We start from the raw sequence: 16242 nt of genomic DNA, 5'->3' as shown, positions 1-16242 counted from the left end.
TCTAACTCCACCAAACCACAAAAAATTTTTCCAACGTTCCATTTGGTCGTTTCAACCAACAAAGTGGTGCCTTTTTCTCATGGATAAGTGTATTTATTTGTCCGCAAAAAGAATCGAAATTCAGCCAAGTTACCTGCGTTTGAATAGCCATAAGCCAATTCAATTTTGAGGGTATATAAAATTTACAGTCCGTAAATTTATCTATTTCTGATAGGTGAATATAAAATCCCGCCAAACACTGCCTATTCAGAAGTTTAAATTCTGGAATTTCTGAAGTGTAGGGAACAAACAATTGAGCCTTAAAGTAAACACATTGTTTTATGTCTTTGGCATTGAGTTTTAACTCTTCCAAAATAGGTTTTGTGTGTTCAGAATAGAGTAGTGGGAGTTGTTTTTCCTTTAACTTGGTTAGTTTTTTAACCAAGGTATCATTTCTGTTCGGACCTATCCAATGTTCAATTTCAGTTGTACCTACACGTTCATCAAATAAATAGAATTTGTAAATTACCTCCAAATGTATAGGGGTATCATCTTGTTTTAAGATACAATCCAATTCGCCAATAGTTCTTTTTTCTACTTGAATTTGCTTGTTCTCCAATACTATTTCAATAGTATCATCTTGCTTCAATTCATTACTTACAAAGCGTTCTACACGTTTACCTAATCTTAAATTTGAAGAAAGTTCTTCGTTAAAAACGGTTTCCTCTTTTATACGAAATTCAAATTGTTCTATTCCAAAAACAGAATCTTTCATCCAAAGTGGTGATGTATTTATATAACCTTGATATTGTTTTTGGATGTCTTTTGTTTTAGTATGCATTACATAACAATTCTTATAAAGTAACTTCGTAAAGCCAAAATACTCATAATACTAATGAGTTAAACTGAAATTTTAATGAATTTATAAATTTATGTCCACTATTTATAAGATTGTATAATTTATTCCAGTCTTTGAGTATAATTAATCAAATTGCTCGTATAGTTGTATATATTTCAAATAATATTCAATAATCTTAGATATATAATATTATATTTACCAGATAAGCTAAAGAATATGAAAGACCAAAAACAATTTTCTTCTTATGATCTCGTAGCCAATACATGGGATGAAATGTATAAAAATAGCACCGAGATAAGAACTCACTATGATATAATAAATACTTATTTAAAGAGTGTATCTAAAGAAAAATTAGATAAAAAAGAAGAACTTTCTAAGCAACTATTTATGAGTCAAGGGGTAACCTTTACTGTATATAGTGATAATGAGGGTATTGAAAAAATATTTCCTTTTGATATTGTACCCAGAGTAATTCTAGCTTCAGAATGGGATAAAATTGATAAAGGCATAAAACAGCGTTTAAAAGCACTAAATTTATTTATAAAAGACATTTATCACGATCAATTTATAATAAAAGATGGAATTATTCCCGCTAAATTAATTTTTGATTGTCCCAATTATTTACGAGAAATGATGGGTGTAAATGTACCTCATGATATATATGTACATATAGCTGGCGTTGATTTAATTCGCAATAATGATGGAGAGTTTTATGTGCTAGAAGATAATTTAAGAACACCTAGCGGCGTGAGTTATATGTTAGAGAATAGAGAAATTTCTAAGCGAATTTTTCCTGGAATTTTACCTAAAAACAATGTAAGATCAGTTGCAAATTACCCTGATTTATTATACAAAAAGTTGAAGGAACTCTCAGATCAGAATGATCCTAATATAGTATTGTTAACACCTGGAATTTACAATTCAGCATATTATGAACATACCACTTTAGCAAGGTTAATGGGAATTGAATTGGTAGAAGGAAGAGATTTATTAGTAAAAGACCATCATGTATATATGAAAACCACCAACGGGTTAAAACGTGTAGATGTTATTTATAGACGTGTTGATGATGAATTTTTAGATCCATTAGAATTCAATGCAAGCAGTACATTAGGTGTCGCGGGTATTATGGCTGTGTACAGAAAAGGTAATGTAGCCATAGTAAATGCTCCTGGTACTGGTGTGGCAGATGATAAAGCTATTTATGTCTATGTTCCAGCCATGATTAAATACTATTTAAATGAAGAGCCACTGCTTAAAAATATTGAAACGTATCAGTTGGCAAATCCTGAAGAATATAAATATGTAAAGGACAATATTAAAACCATGGTCATCAAAAAAACAGATGGAAGTGGTGGTTATGGAATGCTGATGGGGCATGAAGCCGATGATGAAGAAATAAAAGATTACCTTAATACAGTAGATAAAAATCCTGCAGGTTTTATTGCACAACCTATTTTAAGACTTTCAACCGCACCCTGCAGTATTGATGGACAATTGACACCTCGATGTGTAGACTTAAGGCCATTTGCACTAAACGGAGTAGATGGCGTTGACATTACTCCAGGAGGCCTTACTAGAGTAGCATTGAAAAAAGGTTCTTTGGTTGTAAATAGTTCGCAAGGTGGTGGTAGTAAAGACACTTGGGTAATTGAATAAATTTAAATAGAAAAACATGTTAAGTAGAGTAGCAAATAACCTGATTTGGTTAGATAGATATATGGAAAGAGGTTATGGTATTTTAAGTTTACTTAAAGTAAACTATTATGCCAATCAAGACTCACCAGAGCTTTTTTCATGGACACCCATCATTCATAATTATGATGTAGATGGTACCAATTTCAGTACAGAAGATGCCATTGAATGTATTCAGCATATGGTCTTTAATACAAACAATAGCAATTCCATTTTAAATATAATTACTAAGGCGAGAGAAAATGCAAGAAGTGTACAAGAGCATATTTCGAGAGAAATGTGGTTAAGTATTAATGATTATTACTTGTTTTTAATAGACAAAAATTTGCCTAAAAAATTGAAAGAAGAAGATCCGTTAGAATTTCTAGACAACCTTAAGTTTTTTCATTTAAATTATTATGCTAATATGGAGATCACTCAAGGTAGAGGTCCGTCTTACTATTTTTTAAATGTGGGTCGTTATTTAGAACGGGTTATATTAATTTCTGAATTTACGGCTCTTAAACTAATGGAAATTAGCAAGACCACTGATAAATTAGAACAAAGTTTCTATTGGAAAAATCTTTTATTAAGCATAGGGGGTTACAGACATTATTTAAAAACACATAAATCATCTTTTGAACAAGAAAATATCATTACTATGATTTTTCAAGATGAATTATTTCCAAAATCTGTATACTATTGTATCAATAAATTGAATAAACATATTAACAGCTTGATATTAAGTAATGAATTGGAAAAAAATAATTTAGAATTCTTACTCGGAAAGCTTGAAAGTACAATAAAATACACTACTATTGAGAGTATTAACAATCAAGGTCTTGATAATTTTATCAAAGATATTAAGGAGGACATAAAAAACATCTCTTTAACCGTAAATACTGTTTATTTTTCACAAGTTAACTAAGTAAAGTTATGCCAACATTTTTTATTAAGCACCTCACCAAATACAGTTACAGTCACGCTGTTATAGATGGTGCCAATCAGATCAAGCTTTATCCAGTTGCTAATGATTTTCAAGAAATTATATCACAAAAAATAACTATCAGTAATAAACCTAATATCGCTACTTATTTGGATTTTTACAACAATTTAGTAGGTACATTTATGGTTACAGAACCTCATAATTTTCTGTCAATTGTTTCTGAAATTGAGGTAAGAAAAACACCTAAACCTTTTCCAGATGAAAACGTAGATGTAAAATTACAGTGGGAAGCCTTAAAAGAGTTAAAAAATAAACCACAATTTATAGATTTCTTAAAGTTCATCACTTTTGATGGTACTCCTGAAATTTATGAAATGATACATTCTAAAGACCTTACTCATAGTTCTCCTTATCAATTAGTGATGGAATTTTGTGAGTATATCTATAGCAATTTCAAATATATTCAAGGTATTACGCATGTAAATTCTAAGTTAGATGAAGTCTGGCAAATGAAAGCAGGAGTCTGTCAAGATTTTACTTATATCTTACTACAAATGGTGAGGATGTTAGGAATACCAGCCAGATATGTTAGTGGTTATATTTGCCCTAGCGATGAAGCCTCTAGAGGAGAAGGAGCCACGCATGCCTGGATAGAAGCGTATATTCCCAATTATGGATGGCTAGGTGTTGACCCGACTAACAATTTAATTGCTAATCTATATCATGTGAAATTAGCCGTTGGGCGTAGCTATAAAGATTGTGCCCCTGTAAAAGGTGTTTTTAAAGGGAACGTAGAAGAAGATTTGTTTGTAAAAGTAAAAGTAAGTACGGTAAAAAGCAACATTGATACTATTGAATTTCCATATAGTGATGCTCCTATTATTGACAAAAACAGCTATCGTCATAATTTAGCATTGATACAGCAAGAACAGCAGCAACAGCAATAACGGTTAAGTTTACTAACTATTATAATTATTTTTTTCAATTGTTATCCCTCTTAATTTTCATTTTAATTATCGATAGCATTCGTATTCGTAAATAACAATCATTTGATTATTTTTGCAAATATTAAATACTATGAAAATATTTCAATGTGGTTATTGCGATCATTCTTTATATTTCGAAAATTATAAGTGTGATAACTGCGGACATTTATCCGGTTTTAGAGATATTGACCGTAAAATGCTCACCTTTAATCCTTCCGATGATACGCTCATTTCAGATCGAGAACATATTCAATATAAATATTGTAAAAATAAAGAATATGATGTTTGTAATTGGTTAATTAAGAAAGACAGTCCACATGAATATTGCAGAGCCTGTCAATTAAATAGAACCATACCGAATCTTTCGGATATAGAAAATTTTGAAAGGTGGCAACATTTAGAAATAGCAAAACACAGACTTATTTATCAACTTCAGAAAATTGGGTTAATTTTAATAAGTAAAGAAGATAATGATGCCGGATTTTGTTTTGATTTTGTTGCACAACAAAACAATCCTAATTTAATGACAGGCCATGCCAATGGAGTAATTACGGTTCTGTTAAGAGAAGCTGATTCTGTACATAGAGAGCAGATGAGAAAACAGTTTTCAGAATCGTATCGCACTTTGATTGGTCATCTTAGACATGAAGTAGGTCATTATTTTTGGGAACGATTGGTATTGAGTAATACGAAAATTTTGAAAGCATTTAGAGAAACTTTTGGAAATGAAGAAGTTGATTATGGAGATGCATTACAACATTATTATAAAGAGGGTGCTCCTGAAAATTGGCAAAAGTCATTTATTAGTAAATATGCAACCTCTCATCCATGGGAAGATTGGGCTGAAACTTGGGCTCATTATCTACATATTATGGATATGGTAGAGACTTCTTTTTTCTTTGGTTTAAAGGTAAATCCAAAAGGTTATGAATCAGAGATGAAAGCAAATGTTTCATTTGACCCTTATACTATAAAAGATTTTAATGTTATCATAGACACCTGTGTTCCATTAACTTTTGCCGTAAACAGTATTAATAGAGCCATGGGATTGCCTGATGTTTATCCATTTGTTATATCACCCGCCGTAATTGAAAAATTGAAATTCATTCACCAATTATTATTACCCAAAAGGTAAATAATAATTATAAAAGTATAATATTGGTTAAACGTACTAGAAAATACTCAGTTCTGAGTGGGTTGTAACCTCTTCGAGTAATTTCATTCCTCTGTATGAGTTTCCATTTGGGTTTAATTTTGGACTCCAAACAGCTATGGCATAATTATTTGGATATAAAGCAACAATACCACCTCCAACACCACTTTTACCTGGCAAGCCCACTTTAAAAGCAAACTCACCAGATTCATCATAAAAACCGCAAGTAAGCATTAATGCATTTATTCTTTTTGATTTCGCATTGGAAATAATTTTTTTATTATCGGAAATTTTGTTTCCGCCATTTGCTAAGAATGTAAAGGTACGTGAGACTTGCTCACAATTCATTTCTAAGGAGCACATATCAAAATAGAAGTCTAAAACCTCCGATGGTTCATTGTCTATATTACCAAAAGATTTTATAAAATTACAGAGTGCTACATTTCTATACCCCGTAGCTTTTTCTGAATCAGCTATTTTATCGGAATAAGTAAGGTCTGGTAAATCACTTATATCTCTAACAAATGATAGAAATTCTTTACTAGCATTTTTTAAATGGGTAATTAAAATATCACAAATGACAATGGCTCCCGAATTTACAAACGGATTTCGTGGTATACCATTATTTATTTCCAATAATAAGAGCGAGTCAAATTTGGTTCCAGAAGGCTCTACATCGATACGCTTCCAAATTTTTTCACCTAATATTTTATAAGCCAACGTCAATGAAAGTACTTTAGCTATACTCTGAATTGAGAATTTATCTAAATGGTTACCCATTCCGAAATTAGTGCCATCAACTTTTGTCATATGAACCCCTAACATAGAGGGGTCTACATTCGCTAATTCTGGTATATAGGTTGCTAATTGACCATTATCTTTTTGAGATTTAGTCAATTTGTAGGCATTTTTAATAATATGTTTATAATTAGATTTCATATTTTTAAATTAATTGAAATATATTTTAGCCAAGCTAACTTTTAATTACGTTCAGTAAGAGAAACTCATAGGTTATAACTTCAGTTACCAATTAATAGTATACTTTAATTTTAGTCCTATATTTTCTTTTACAATCCATATCAAAGAAAATAGCTAAATTTGCTTTTTTTAATGCCGTTTCTTTACATCAGATAATTACTGAAAATTAATAAAATCTATCAATGGATAACCTGCTTACTTTTGCAATTACCGTATTTACTGGTTTTTTTGCTATTGCAAATCCGATTACAAATATGACGATTTTTTTAACATTGACTGAAGGTGCCGATAAACAAACAAAGCGTAGTATAAATAAAAGAGCCACTTTCATTGCCTTTATAATTGTCACTGTCTTTGTTCTATTAGGAACTTTTATTTTTGAAATGTTTCAAATCAGTATACCAGCATTTAAAATTGCTGGAGGTATTTTAGTGTTTTTTGTTGGATTTGAGATGTTACAGTCCAAAAAATCTAATGTAAAACATATAAATAATGTTCACATTGATGAAAACATTGCTGTTTCACCTTTGGCCATACCCATTATTTCTGGTCCAGGTACTATCGTAACCGCAATGAATTTTAGTTCAAATGCGAGTAATATTAAAACGCTAATCGTTATTTTAATGTTTGGTTTACTTTGCTTCTTAACCTTTCTAACCTTTCGAGTAAGCGACCTCGTAGTAAGGAAAATAGGGAATAATGTAATTTCAGTTATTGGAAAGATAATGGGATTGATTATATCTATAATCGGAACAGGAATGGTAATACAAGGAATAAAGATATCATTTAATTTAGTGTCATAAAAAGAGAGATTGTTATTTACTTTTCTTTAGATTTTCTAAATGGTATTTGAAGTCAGAATAAATGAATTTTATTATTCTGAATATCGTTCTATTTTTCAAGGCTACCAACCATCGAGTACACATTGTAATGTATATGGCTCCGTATCACTTAGTGGAAGTTCTTCCAAATCATCTCCTAAATAATTACCGCTTGCAAAACCTCTAGCATTTTTAAAGCGATAAGACCAACAGTATCTCAAATTGGTATGTTCCTCAGAATAGGTAACTAAGTTATCAACTAAAATAACATTATCAAAATCAGAAAACGCTAAAAAGTAACCTAGAAATTGGTTGCGTCGTACATCGGCATCAGAACTCTTATACATATACATTCCGCAATTATTCATTACATTATCATGTACAAATGTTGCTCTATTATGACCTTTATCACCTCCATGTGAGTATTGAATATATCCCAAACGACCATTGGCAGAACCATTTATCATGGTAACTGTGTTTCTTGCAATAATGTTATGTGTTTTATGCCAACTAACGATGGGTCCATCTGTATATTTACTGTCCTCACCTTGCTCCATTACATTATCTAGAATATAAACATTTTCACCAGTTGCATTAACAATATCTCCACCAGCATTGTGGTGAAAATAATTATCTTGTATTAATATATCTTCATCTACACGGCCTGGACCTTCTATATCAATACCAAATTGAGGCGAAGTACCATTCATATGATGGAATTCATTATTTCTAATTTCAACACGTACACCTCCAACAATTGAAATACCTTGCCGTCTATTATTATAAATAGTATTATCAATAAAAGTAACATCATTCGAGTCTAATAATAAAGAGCCATCGCCTGTTAGACTATGCAATTCCATATTTTGTATGAGCACATTATTATTCCCCTTCAAACAAATACCATGTCCTTCATCATGAGCCGTTTTACCATCTTCTCGAGCGGTAAAAACATGTGTGTCACGTTCACCTTTTATTATACCATCACGTACAATAATATTATCACCATTTAAACTTAAAACACAGTAATTCCATTTGTCATTTGTGTTAATTGTTAATACAGCTCCTTCGCTAAACACAAATTCGGTATTACCATGAACTTCAATACCACCATAATAGATATCGTTTACATCTTCACCTACCAAATATTCTCCAGTTGGCAATATAACGCGACTATAACCTTCGTCATGAGCCCAATCTATAGCTGCTTGTAAATTGGCTGTAGTTTTAGCAAAATCAGTATTTGTATTCGGAATATCCCATCGTTCTAATTCAATAACATATTCTTTATTTCCTGTTATGATAGGCAATTGTGAACTAAAAAGTCGCACAGGTAAACCGTCTGCATCTAAATTTTCAACATCTGCCCCATACACAGCATTAGTATCGGTAGTATTATCAGTACCAGAATCACCGAGTCCCTCAATATCAACATCATCACCAGGGAAATTAGTTTCACTACAAGAGGTATTGAAAATACAAATTAAAAATAAAACAGCATACGAAAGGCTTTTCATGAGTAGACTTTAAAATCAAGTTTAGTTGAAAATAAGCGTCTTTAATCATGATTTAGATGTATTGATCTCCAACGTTTACAATGATATTAAAACGATTAGAAGGATGTTATAGTATAACGTATTCCATTTTTTGGGATTTTAAATGGTTTCAATAGAGATTATAAATCAAAGTAATTACCATCTATAGTTAAATACAGCTCATAAAAAAAAGGTTGCCTAAATTAAGACAACCTTTTTATTAAACAATAATTAATCAATTTAGCTCAAACTAGCCAACAATTTTTCAGCCACTAACTCAGATGAAGCAGGGTTTTGACCTGTTATTAAATTCCCATCTTGTATGGCATATGGAGCCCAATCTTCTAAATTAGAATAAAACCCACCGTGCTCTATAAGCATATCTTCCACTAAAATTGGAACTATTGCAGATAAGCCAACTGTAGTTTCCTCTGAATTTGAAAATCCTGTAACTTTTTTACCTTCAACCAATGGATAGCCTTCTTTGTTTTTAACTTTTAGTAAGGCAGCTGGTGCGTGACATACAAAAGCAATAGGTTTGTTTTGATTATTAAAATTTTCTATTAATGCTACTGAATTAGCGTCATTCGCTAAATCCCATAAAGGACCATGACCACCAGGATAAAAAACAGCATCAAAATCATCAGCATTCATATCTGCCAATACTTTTGTATTTGCAATTTTATTTTTGGCTACCTCATCATTATTAAAACGTTCTGTATCTTTTGTTGCAGCATCTGGTGAATCACTACTCGGATCTATTGGAGCGGCACCACCTTTTGGAGTTGCAAGAGTTATCTCAGCTCCTTTATCTAATAATGTATAATATGGATTTGCAAATTCTTCAACCCAAAATCCTGTTTTTTTTCCTGTGTCTCCCAATTTATCATGAGAGGTTAATACAAATAATACTTTCATTTTTTTAATTTTTTATGTGTTATACTTAAAATTAGTAAGCCATTTTTACAATTTTTTCAACCTTGTCAGGTGATAACGTTTTATACTCACCTAAACCTAACCAACCGCGATCTGTAAAACGTTGTGCTATTTTTTCAGCAGTACCTTCAAAATCTTTAGTGTAGTCAGATAATTTCGTATCAATGCCTAATTGATGAAAAAAGTCAACTGTTTTTTCAATTGCAGCATATGCTTTATCATCAATACTACCATCCGTTATATTCCAAACACGTTCACCATATTGTGCTAATTTTTCTTTTTTGGCCTCAAAATTATACTTGTAATGACTAGGTGCAATCACCGCCAAAGTACGTGCATGATCTATACCAAATAAAGCTGTTAGCTCATGTCCCATGGCATGTACAGCCCAATCGCTAGGTACACCTTGTTGAATTAATCCGTTTAAGGCCATCGTACAACTCCACATAAAATTAGAAGCGGCGTCATAGTCTGATGGATCTTTCAATACTTTTGGAGCTACTTCTACAATTGTTTGTAGAATACTTTCTGCAAAACGGTCTTGTAATAACGCTCCAACAGAATAGGTTAAGTATTGTTCTAACACATGTGTAAACGAATCCGCTAAACCATTTGCCAATTGACGTGTTGGAACCGAAGCAATAACTTGAGGGTCTAGTATTGAAAATATAGGAAATAAGCCTGGACCACCCATTGCCAATTTCTCTTTGGTTTCAGATCTGGTAATCACAGAACCAGAATTCATTTCAGAACCTGTTGCAGGTAATGTTAACACTGTACCAAAAGGCATTCCTTTTTCTGTTCTTATACTTTTAGCTAAAATATCCCAAGGAGTATCACCTTCATATAAAGCAGCCGCAGATAAAAATTTGGTACCATCAATAACAGAACCACCACCAACAGCTAATAAATAGGTGATTTCCTCCTCTTTTATTACTTTCAAAGCCTTCAATAATACAGCATATTCTGGATTGGCGGGAATACCACCGAACTCAATCATATCTACATCTGCTAATGCCGATGTTACTTGTTCGTAAATACCATTTTTCTTTATACTTCCACCACCATAAAGTAATAATACTTTGGCATCTTGAGGAATTTCATTTTTTAATTTTTCTATTGAACCTTTCCCAAAAATAATTTTGGTAGGATTTCTAAATTCAAAATTGTTCATCTTCTTATTTTTTTAAATTTTTACAATCATTTTTCCTTTGTTTTTACCTTCAAATAAATCGATAAAAGCTTGGGGTATATTATCAAAACCATTTACAATAGTTTCTGTATATGTCAACTTACCATCAGCCAACCATGTTGATAATTGTTTCATAGCTTCTGGAAATTTATCCGCATAGTTAGAAACAATAAAGCCTTGCATTAACGCACTGTTTTTTACTAAGAAAGGTTGTACACTAATACTTTTAGGCAATTCTTTGTTATTATAAACAGAAATGGCTCCACAAATAATCATCCGTGCAAAGCGGTTAATATTGAAAAGAACGGCATCTGAAATAGGGCCACCGACATTATCGAAATAGATATCTACACCGTTTGGTGCTGCTTTTGCAATATCTGCGGTCATATCTTTACTGGTGTTGTAATTGATACCGGCATCAAAACCAAATTTGTTTTTCAGCATTTCTATTTTTTCATCTGTACCTGCGATACCGATTACTGTAAGCCCTAGAATTTTCCCTATTTGTCCTACCACACTACCTACGGCACCAGCAGCCCCTGAAACGACTAATGTTTCTCCTGCTTTAGGTTTACCAATTTGTTCTAAACCTAAATAGGCCGTTAAACCAGTCATTCCTAAAACACCTAGATAGGTACTTAAAGGAGCTTTTGAACCATCAACTTTTAACAAGCCATCACCATTAGAAACTTGTTTTGTTTTCCAAGCTAACATTCCAGATACAAAATCGCCCACATCAAAATTTTTATTCTTAGATGCAATTATTTTTGCAATAACTCCTGACTGTATAGGTTTGTTCAACTCAAAAGACGGAACGTATGACTTAGCAGCACTCATTCTTCCTCGTAAATAAGGATCTACAGAAACGTATGTTGTTTCTAAAAGTAGTTCGCCTTCTTTTATATTTAAATCAGATTCCTCATTAACAAATTCAAAATCTGACAATGAAGGTTTTCCTTCTGGTCTGTTTTTTAATAAAATTGTTTTTATCATCATCTTATTTTTTTTATTCTATTACAGTCACTAAATCTCCCATAGGTTTTCTAACCTTTTCGAGATTTACCAACCAATCTTCATCTTGTTTTCTGTACCCCAATGGCAACATTACAGCACTACGCAATCCTTTTTCTCTTAAGCCTAAAATCTCATCTACAGCAGCAGGATCAAAACCTTCTAATGGTGTGGAATCTACGCCTTCAAATGCCGCAGCAATTATGGCTTGTGAAAATGCAATATATGCTTGTTTGGCAGCGTGGTTAAAGTTTTCTTCCGCATCTTTTTGTGGATAGGTACTTAATAACATTTTACGGTAATTTTCCCATCCTTCATTTTTAAATCCACGAATATCATTTGTAAGATCGAACATATAGTTTATTCTTCCTTCTGTATAAGTATCCCAAGCGGCAAAAACAAGCAGGTGAGAGCAGTCTGTTATCACAGATTGATTCCATGCTACAGGTCTTATTTTTTCTTTAATAGCTTGATTTTTAATAACAATAATTTCAAAAGGTTGTAAACCACTAGAGGTCGGTGCTAAACGAGCCGCTTCTAATATTCGTTCAATTTTATCTTCAGCTACTTTTTCGCCATTCATTGCTTTAGCTGCATATCTCCAATTTAATTTGTCTAATAATTCCATTTAATTAATTTTTAATTACTATTTTTTTGCTAATTTTTTAATATCATCTGAAGTAATTATTACTTCCGCATTACTTGTTCTATTTGCTAAATTCAACATTGCTTGTGCAATGCTTTCTGGATTTATAATTTTATATTGTTTAAATTTTCCAATAAATAGAGGTTGTATAATTTTAAAAACAACCAAACTCACTTTTTCTACTATTCTTCTTTCTTTTCGTTCTCCACCAATTAAAGAAGGGCGTAAAATATAGGTGTGTATAATGTTTTGCTCTAGTACATCATGTTCCATTTCACCTTTTGTTCTATTATAAAACACACTACTTTCTTTATTTGCTCCCATAGCAGAGATTACTAAAAAAGTAGGAATATTATTCTCTTTTGAAAGCTTTGCAGCTGCAACTGGAATTCCATAATCTATTTGTTTATATAATTCTTTGTCTGGTGTTTTTTTAGCCGTTGTACCAATACAACAATACACTTCATCTCCTTTAAAATCTTCTTTAAACTGTTCTAAGTTTAAAAGGTCTCCTACAAATTGAGTCACTTTATTCGGTAAACCTTCAATTTTAGTACGAGAAAACAACTTTATTTTTTCATACCTAGTATCCTTCAATAATTTATGAAGTATAATATTACCAGTTAAACCAGTAGCTCCTAATAGTATTGCTGTTTTTTTCATATGAAAATTTTATTTACATTCTTTTATGCTGCTCCATGCTGATTGATAGGCTTCTTCAATATGCGTTTTATCCAATTGAAATGCTCCTCGTTTTTGAATCATCATTAAAAAGGATAATGGGTTTATGGAATAGGCATACAAAAGATAATCAGAGATGTTTTTAATAATTCCTTCCTTTTTTCCTTTCTTCCATAGGTCGAGTAGGGGTTGCAAATGTTTTATTCCTTCTTGTCTACTCGGTTCATCAATCATTGGAGTATTATCGCATTGTGCTAAAAACATAGCATTTTCACATTCTTTAAGCTTAAAATCTGCAATCCGTTTCCATATCATTTCAAAACCTTCTTCCACAGTCATATCTTCTTTATAGGTTGCAAAGGCATAGTCTGTATATTCAGATTTTACTTTTAAGTAGGTCTGATTTACAAGATCTTGCTTGTTTTCAAAATAAATATAAATGGTAGCAGGTGATACATTTGCCATTTTAGCAATTTTACTCATAGGTGTTGCGTGAAAACCATTATTATTTACCAACTCAATAGTTGCTTTAATAAGAGCATTTTGCTTATCTATACTTTTCTGAAGTTTAGCCATGATATTTCTAATTATGGGACAAAGCTATGAAAAAAGAATGAACATTCATTTTTATTAATAAATATTTAACATTATAAAACTTTATTGCGTCATCATACAAATAGGCTATTGTCTATATCTCATAATTTAACAGTACAACTTCAATTCAAACTTATTTTAATATTACTATATTTGGTTTTTTAATTATTTACGATGGCTTTTGACAACCCGATACTGTTTTTTATCTGTTCTATTGGGGTCTTTAATGGATTTTTAGCCAGTTTCTATTTCCTTTTCTTTAGTAATCAGAAACGTGTACAGAATTTCTTTTTTGGACTCTTGCTTTCAATGCTTAGTCTTAGAATAGGAAAGTCTGTTTATATTCTTTTTACAGAACGCATTGAGCGTGATTTACTAATTTCTCAAATTGGTTTATCCGCATGTTTTTTAATTGGAATATCTTTGTTTTACTATTTAAAGTCGTCCGTAGAAAACAGAAAAACCATACCACAAACTTGGAAAATACACTATTTAATTCTTGCCATTGTTGTTCTTTTAATAGGTATAATATTGCCTTATAGAACCAATGTAGATTTTTGGCATCAGTATTTTATTCACTTTATTTATGGGGTTTGGGGTATTTATATCTTATTATCTGCTTTTATTTTAAGGGACATCTTTCAAAAGCTATTACAAAAGAATGAAAAATGTACTACTTCAGAATTGTGGTTAGTAGCTGTTTTTATTGGAAATGTATTGATCTTTTCAGCCTATATTATAGGTTATTTCTATCTCTATTTAATAGGAACCATTACCTTCTCTGTAGTCTTTTATGGATTACTCATCTTTTTATTATTTAAAAACAATCGTGAAAATGTATTTCAAGATATTCCAGAAAAATATGCTGCTAAAAAAATAGAAGATGATAAAGCCAAATCTTTAACAGTTGCTTTGCATCAGATTATGCTAAAAGAACAATTTCATAAAAACACCAATGTAAAATTAAAAGACATTGCTGACGCATTAGACATTTCTTCACATAAATTATCGCAATTATTAAATGATAATTTAGGTAAAAGCTTCACTTTATTTATAAATGAATATAGAATCGAAGAAGCCAAACAACTACTCCTAGAAAACAAACAATACACGTTAGAAGCCATTGGTTTTGAGGCGGGTTTCTCGTCGAAATCCACATTTTACGCCACCTTTAAGAAGATTAATGGTCAAACACCTTCCGAATTTAAAAAGCAATTTTCTTAGTTTTTTATCCGAATTTATAATTCTGGACACCTCGTTTATAATCCCTCACTACTTTTTTCTACTGATTATAGAGATTTGACAAAATCTTCAAAAATCTATTATGAAAAATAACATTTTACTATTTACCGTCTTCATTACATTTCAATTTGCCCCTGCACAATCAGAATTAGCCGCTGTTGAAAAACCACTTCAAAATTATATGGAAGGTAGTTCCTATAATAAACCAGAATTATTAGAAAGTGCATTTACAGAAAATGCCACCTTGTATTTAACAGGTAGAGATGGTGAATTTAAATTGTATAGCCCTAAAGAATATGTAGTTTTTTTTAAGAATGCAGCAAAAGGAACATTTAATGGTCGTTATGCCAAAGTTTTGGGAATAGAAGTTTCAAAGAATATTGCAACCGCTAAAGTTGAAATATCCTTTCCTGAAAAAAACATGCTTTATATCGACTTGTTCTTACTAAAGAAATTTGATGCCGGTTGGAAAATAATTAGTAAAACGGCTACAAGAACAGATGATAACGATCAGAAAGAAGAAAAAACAGAAATTAATAGTCCTGTTATAAGATTAACAATTTTAAATGATAAAAATGAAATTTTAATTAGAAAAACCAAGTATGGATGGATGACACCAGCACACCGTTTTTACAGTAAACAGAATATTAATCGAGTTTTAGACAGTATGGCAACTAATTATGGTGTCACAATCAAGGATATAGAGCTTGCAGGCATGTTTACCTATAAATACACATTTAAAGATAAGGCGGACACACGTCAATTTTATGTTGCTAAATACAAATCTGGCACCATTAAATCTATAAAAGATGAAGGACTCTTCTGGTTACCAAAAGATGAAGCTATAAAAAAACTTGATTCTACAGTTTCTTCATTGGGATTAATGACAAATCAAATTTTAGAATACCCAAATACACTTTGGGGTGGTTCATTTATTCTAGATAAGGTAGATGGAAAACTTCAATCAAAGGTTGAGGAAAAGTTTTATCCATTAAGAAAGGAGTTATAG

At 31.5% G+C, this 16242-nt stretch carries 16 protein-coding genes; 7 read left to right on the top strand and 9 right to left on the bottom strand.

Going from position 1 to position 16242, the window contains the following annotated elements; genetic code table 11:
• Window position 1: 1 nt before the first annotated feature.
• Window positions 2-820, bottom strand: coding sequence for a DUF1853 family protein (locus tag JBL43_RS09575; RefSeq protein WP_198841230.1), 819 nt, complete (start codon window positions 818-820; stop codon window positions 2-4).
• A 234-nt stretch (window positions 821-1054) separates the two neighbouring features.
• On the opposite strand from JBL43_RS09575, the gene JBL43_RS09570 reads away from it, so the two are divergent.
• The 4 genes from JBL43_RS09570 to JBL43_RS09555 all read left to right on the top strand — a co-directional run bounded on the left by JBL43_RS09570 (window position 1055) and on the right by JBL43_RS09555 (window position 5579).
• A complete protein-coding gene (locus JBL43_RS09570) occupies window positions 1055-2497 on the top strand; it encodes a circularly permuted type 2 ATP-grasp protein (RefSeq protein ID WP_198841229.1) in 1443 nt (480 codons plus the stop codon).
• Window positions 2498-2513: 16 nt separating this feature from the next.
• Window positions 2514-3440, top strand: coding sequence for an alpha-E domain-containing protein (locus JBL43_RS09565; protein WP_198841228.1), 927 nt, complete (start codon window positions 2514-2516; stop codon window positions 3438-3440).
• An 8-nt stretch (window positions 3441-3448) separates the two neighbouring features.
• Window positions 3449-4405: a transglutaminase family protein gene (locus JBL43_RS09560; protein ID WP_198841227.1), complete on the top strand. Its 957-nt coding sequence runs from the start codon at window positions 3449-3451 to the stop codon at window positions 4403-4405.
• 130 nt (window positions 4406-4535) lie between these two features.
• Window positions 4536-5579, top strand: coding sequence for a zinc-binding metallopeptidase family protein (locus JBL43_RS09555; protein WP_198841226.1), 1044 nt, complete (start codon window positions 4536-4538; stop codon window positions 5577-5579).
• A 36-nt stretch (window positions 5580-5615) separates the two neighbouring features.
• Here the strand turns inward: JBL43_RS09555 and JBL43_RS09550 are convergent, their stop codons facing one another.
• Window positions 5616-6536, bottom strand: coding sequence for a glutaminase (locus JBL43_RS09550; RefSeq protein ID WP_198841225.1), 921 nt, complete (start codon window positions 6534-6536; stop codon window positions 5616-5618).
• 221 nt (window positions 6537-6757) lie between these two features.
• On the opposite strand from JBL43_RS09550, the gene JBL43_RS09545 reads away from it, so the two are divergent.
• Window positions 6758-7378 carry a MarC family protein gene (locus JBL43_RS09545; RefSeq protein ID WP_198841224.1) on the top strand — a complete coding sequence of 207 codons (621 nt, stop codon included), beginning with the start codon at window positions 6758-6760 and terminating at the stop codon, window positions 7376-7378.
• Window positions 7379-7479: 101 nt separating this feature from the next.
• On the opposite strand, the gene JBL43_RS09540 is transcribed toward JBL43_RS09545, so the two are convergent.
• The 7 genes from JBL43_RS09540 to JBL43_RS09510 all read right to left on the bottom strand — a co-directional run bounded on the left by JBL43_RS09540 (window position 7480) and on the right by JBL43_RS09510 (window position 13973).
• On the bottom strand, window positions 7480-8913 hold the full coding sequence (locus JBL43_RS09540; RefSeq protein WP_198841223.1) for a right-handed parallel beta-helix repeat-containing protein: 1434 nt from the start codon (window positions 8911-8913) through the stop codon (window positions 7480-7482).
• Window positions 8914-9171: 258 nt separating this feature from the next.
• The gene (locus tag JBL43_RS09535) at window positions 9172-9849 is read right to left on the bottom strand and encodes a type 1 glutamine amidotransferase domain-containing protein (RefSeq protein ID WP_198841222.1); all 678 of its coding nucleotides are present in this window, start codon (window positions 9847-9849) and stop codon (window positions 9172-9174) included.
• A 31-nt stretch (window positions 9850-9880) separates the two neighbouring features.
• On the bottom strand, window positions 9881-11041 hold the full coding sequence (locus JBL43_RS09530; RefSeq protein WP_198841221.1) for an iron-containing alcohol dehydrogenase: 1161 nt from the start codon (window positions 11039-11041) through the stop codon (window positions 9881-9883).
• Between the two features lie 12 nt (window positions 11042-11053).
• Entirely contained in the window at window positions 11054-12052 is a 999-nt protein-coding gene (locus JBL43_RS09525; protein WP_198841452.1) for an NADP-dependent oxidoreductase, read from the bottom strand.
• A gap of 13 nt (window positions 12053-12065) precedes the next feature.
• The gene (locus tag JBL43_RS09520) at window positions 12066-12698 is read right to left on the bottom strand and encodes an NAD(P)H-dependent oxidoreductase (protein WP_138949797.1); all 633 of its coding nucleotides are present in this window, start codon (window positions 12696-12698) and stop codon (window positions 12066-12068) included.
• An 18-nt stretch (window positions 12699-12716) separates the two neighbouring features.
• Window positions 12717-13379 (bottom strand): NAD(P)H-binding protein, encoded by a 663-nt coding sequence (locus JBL43_RS09515; RefSeq protein ID WP_198841220.1) that lies wholly within the window; start codon window positions 13377-13379, stop codon window positions 12717-12719.
• A gap of 9 nt (window positions 13380-13388) precedes the next feature.
• Entirely contained in the window at window positions 13389-13973 is a 585-nt protein-coding gene (locus tag JBL43_RS09510) for a TetR/AcrR family transcriptional regulator (RefSeq protein ID WP_198841219.1), read from the bottom strand.
• Between the two features lie 192 nt (window positions 13974-14165).
• Here JBL43_RS09510 and JBL43_RS09505 point away from each other — a divergent pair, with 192 nt between their 5' ends.
• Together JBL43_RS09505 and JBL43_RS09500 are read left to right on the top strand one after the other, a co-directional pair.
• Window positions 14166-15215: an AraC family transcriptional regulator gene (locus JBL43_RS09505; RefSeq protein WP_198841218.1), complete on the top strand. Its 1050-nt coding sequence runs from the start codon at window positions 14166-14168 to the stop codon at window positions 15213-15215.
• Window positions 15216-15315: 100 nt separating this feature from the next.
• Window positions 15316-16242: a nuclear transport factor 2 family protein gene (locus JBL43_RS09500; RefSeq protein ID WP_198841217.1), complete on the top strand. Its 927-nt coding sequence runs from the start codon at window positions 15316-15318 to the stop codon at window positions 16240-16242.

This window comes from Aureibaculum flavum, assembly GCF_016406085.1.
Lineage (GTDB): Bacteria > Bacteroidota > Bacteroidia > Flavobacteriales > Flavobacteriaceae > Aureibaculum > Aureibaculum flavum.
The sequence above is the reverse complement of the archived record's forward strand: the minus strand, read 5'-3'. Positions and strand labels throughout refer to the sequence as shown.

Coding starts and splice junctions, on each gene's coding strand:
- JBL43_RS09525 (WP_198841452.1), bottom strand. CDS start 12,052: ATGATAAAAACAATTTTATTAAAAAACAGACCAGAAGGAAAACCTTCA.
- JBL43_RS09545 (WP_198841224.1), top strand. CDS start 6,758: ATGGATAACCTGCTTACTTTTGCAATTACCGTATTTACTGGTTTTTTT.
- JBL43_RS09535 (WP_198841222.1), bottom strand. CDS start 9,849: ATGAAAGTATTATTTGTATTAACCTCTCATGATAAATTGGGAGACACA.
- JBL43_RS09540 (WP_198841223.1), bottom strand. CDS start 8,913: ATGAAAAGCCTTTCGTATGCTGTTTTATTTTTAATTTGTATTTTCAAT.
- JBL43_RS09505 (WP_198841218.1), top strand. CDS start 14,166: ATGGCTTTTGACAACCCGATACTGTTTTTTATCTGTTCTATTGGGGTC.
- JBL43_RS09510 (WP_198841219.1), bottom strand. CDS start 13,973: ATGGCTAAACTTCAGAAAAGTATAGATAAGCAAAATGCTCTTATTAAA.
- JBL43_RS09530 (WP_198841221.1), bottom strand. CDS start 11,041: ATGAACAATTTTGAATTTAGAAATCCTACCAAAATTATTTTTGGGAAA.
- JBL43_RS09500 (WP_198841217.1), top strand. CDS start 15,316: ATGAAAAATAACATTTTACTATTTACCGTCTTCATTACATTTCAATTT.
- JBL43_RS09555 (WP_198841226.1), top strand. CDS start 4,536: ATGAAAATATTTCAATGTGGTTATTGCGATCATTCTTTATATTTCGAA.
- JBL43_RS09550 (WP_198841225.1), bottom strand. CDS start 6,536: ATGAAATCTAATTATAAACATATTATTAAAAATGCCTACAAATTGACT.
- JBL43_RS09570 (WP_198841229.1), top strand. CDS start 1,055: ATGAAAGACCAAAAACAATTTTCTTCTTATGATCTCGTAGCCAATACA.
- JBL43_RS09520 (WP_138949797.1), bottom strand. CDS start 12,698: ATGGAATTATTAGACAAATTAAATTGGAGATATGCAGCTAAAGCAATG.
- JBL43_RS09565 (WP_198841228.1), top strand. CDS start 2,514: ATGTTAAGTAGAGTAGCAAATAACCTGATTTGGTTAGATAGATATATG.
- JBL43_RS09560 (WP_198841227.1), top strand. CDS start 3,449: ATGCCAACATTTTTTATTAAGCACCTCACCAAATACAGTTACAGTCAC.
- JBL43_RS09575 (WP_198841230.1), bottom strand. CDS start 820: ATGCATACTAAAACAAAAGACATCCAAAAACAATATCAAGGTTATATA.
- JBL43_RS09515 (WP_198841220.1), bottom strand. CDS start 13,379: ATGAAAAAAACAGCAATACTATTAGGAGCTACTGGTTTAACTGGTAAT.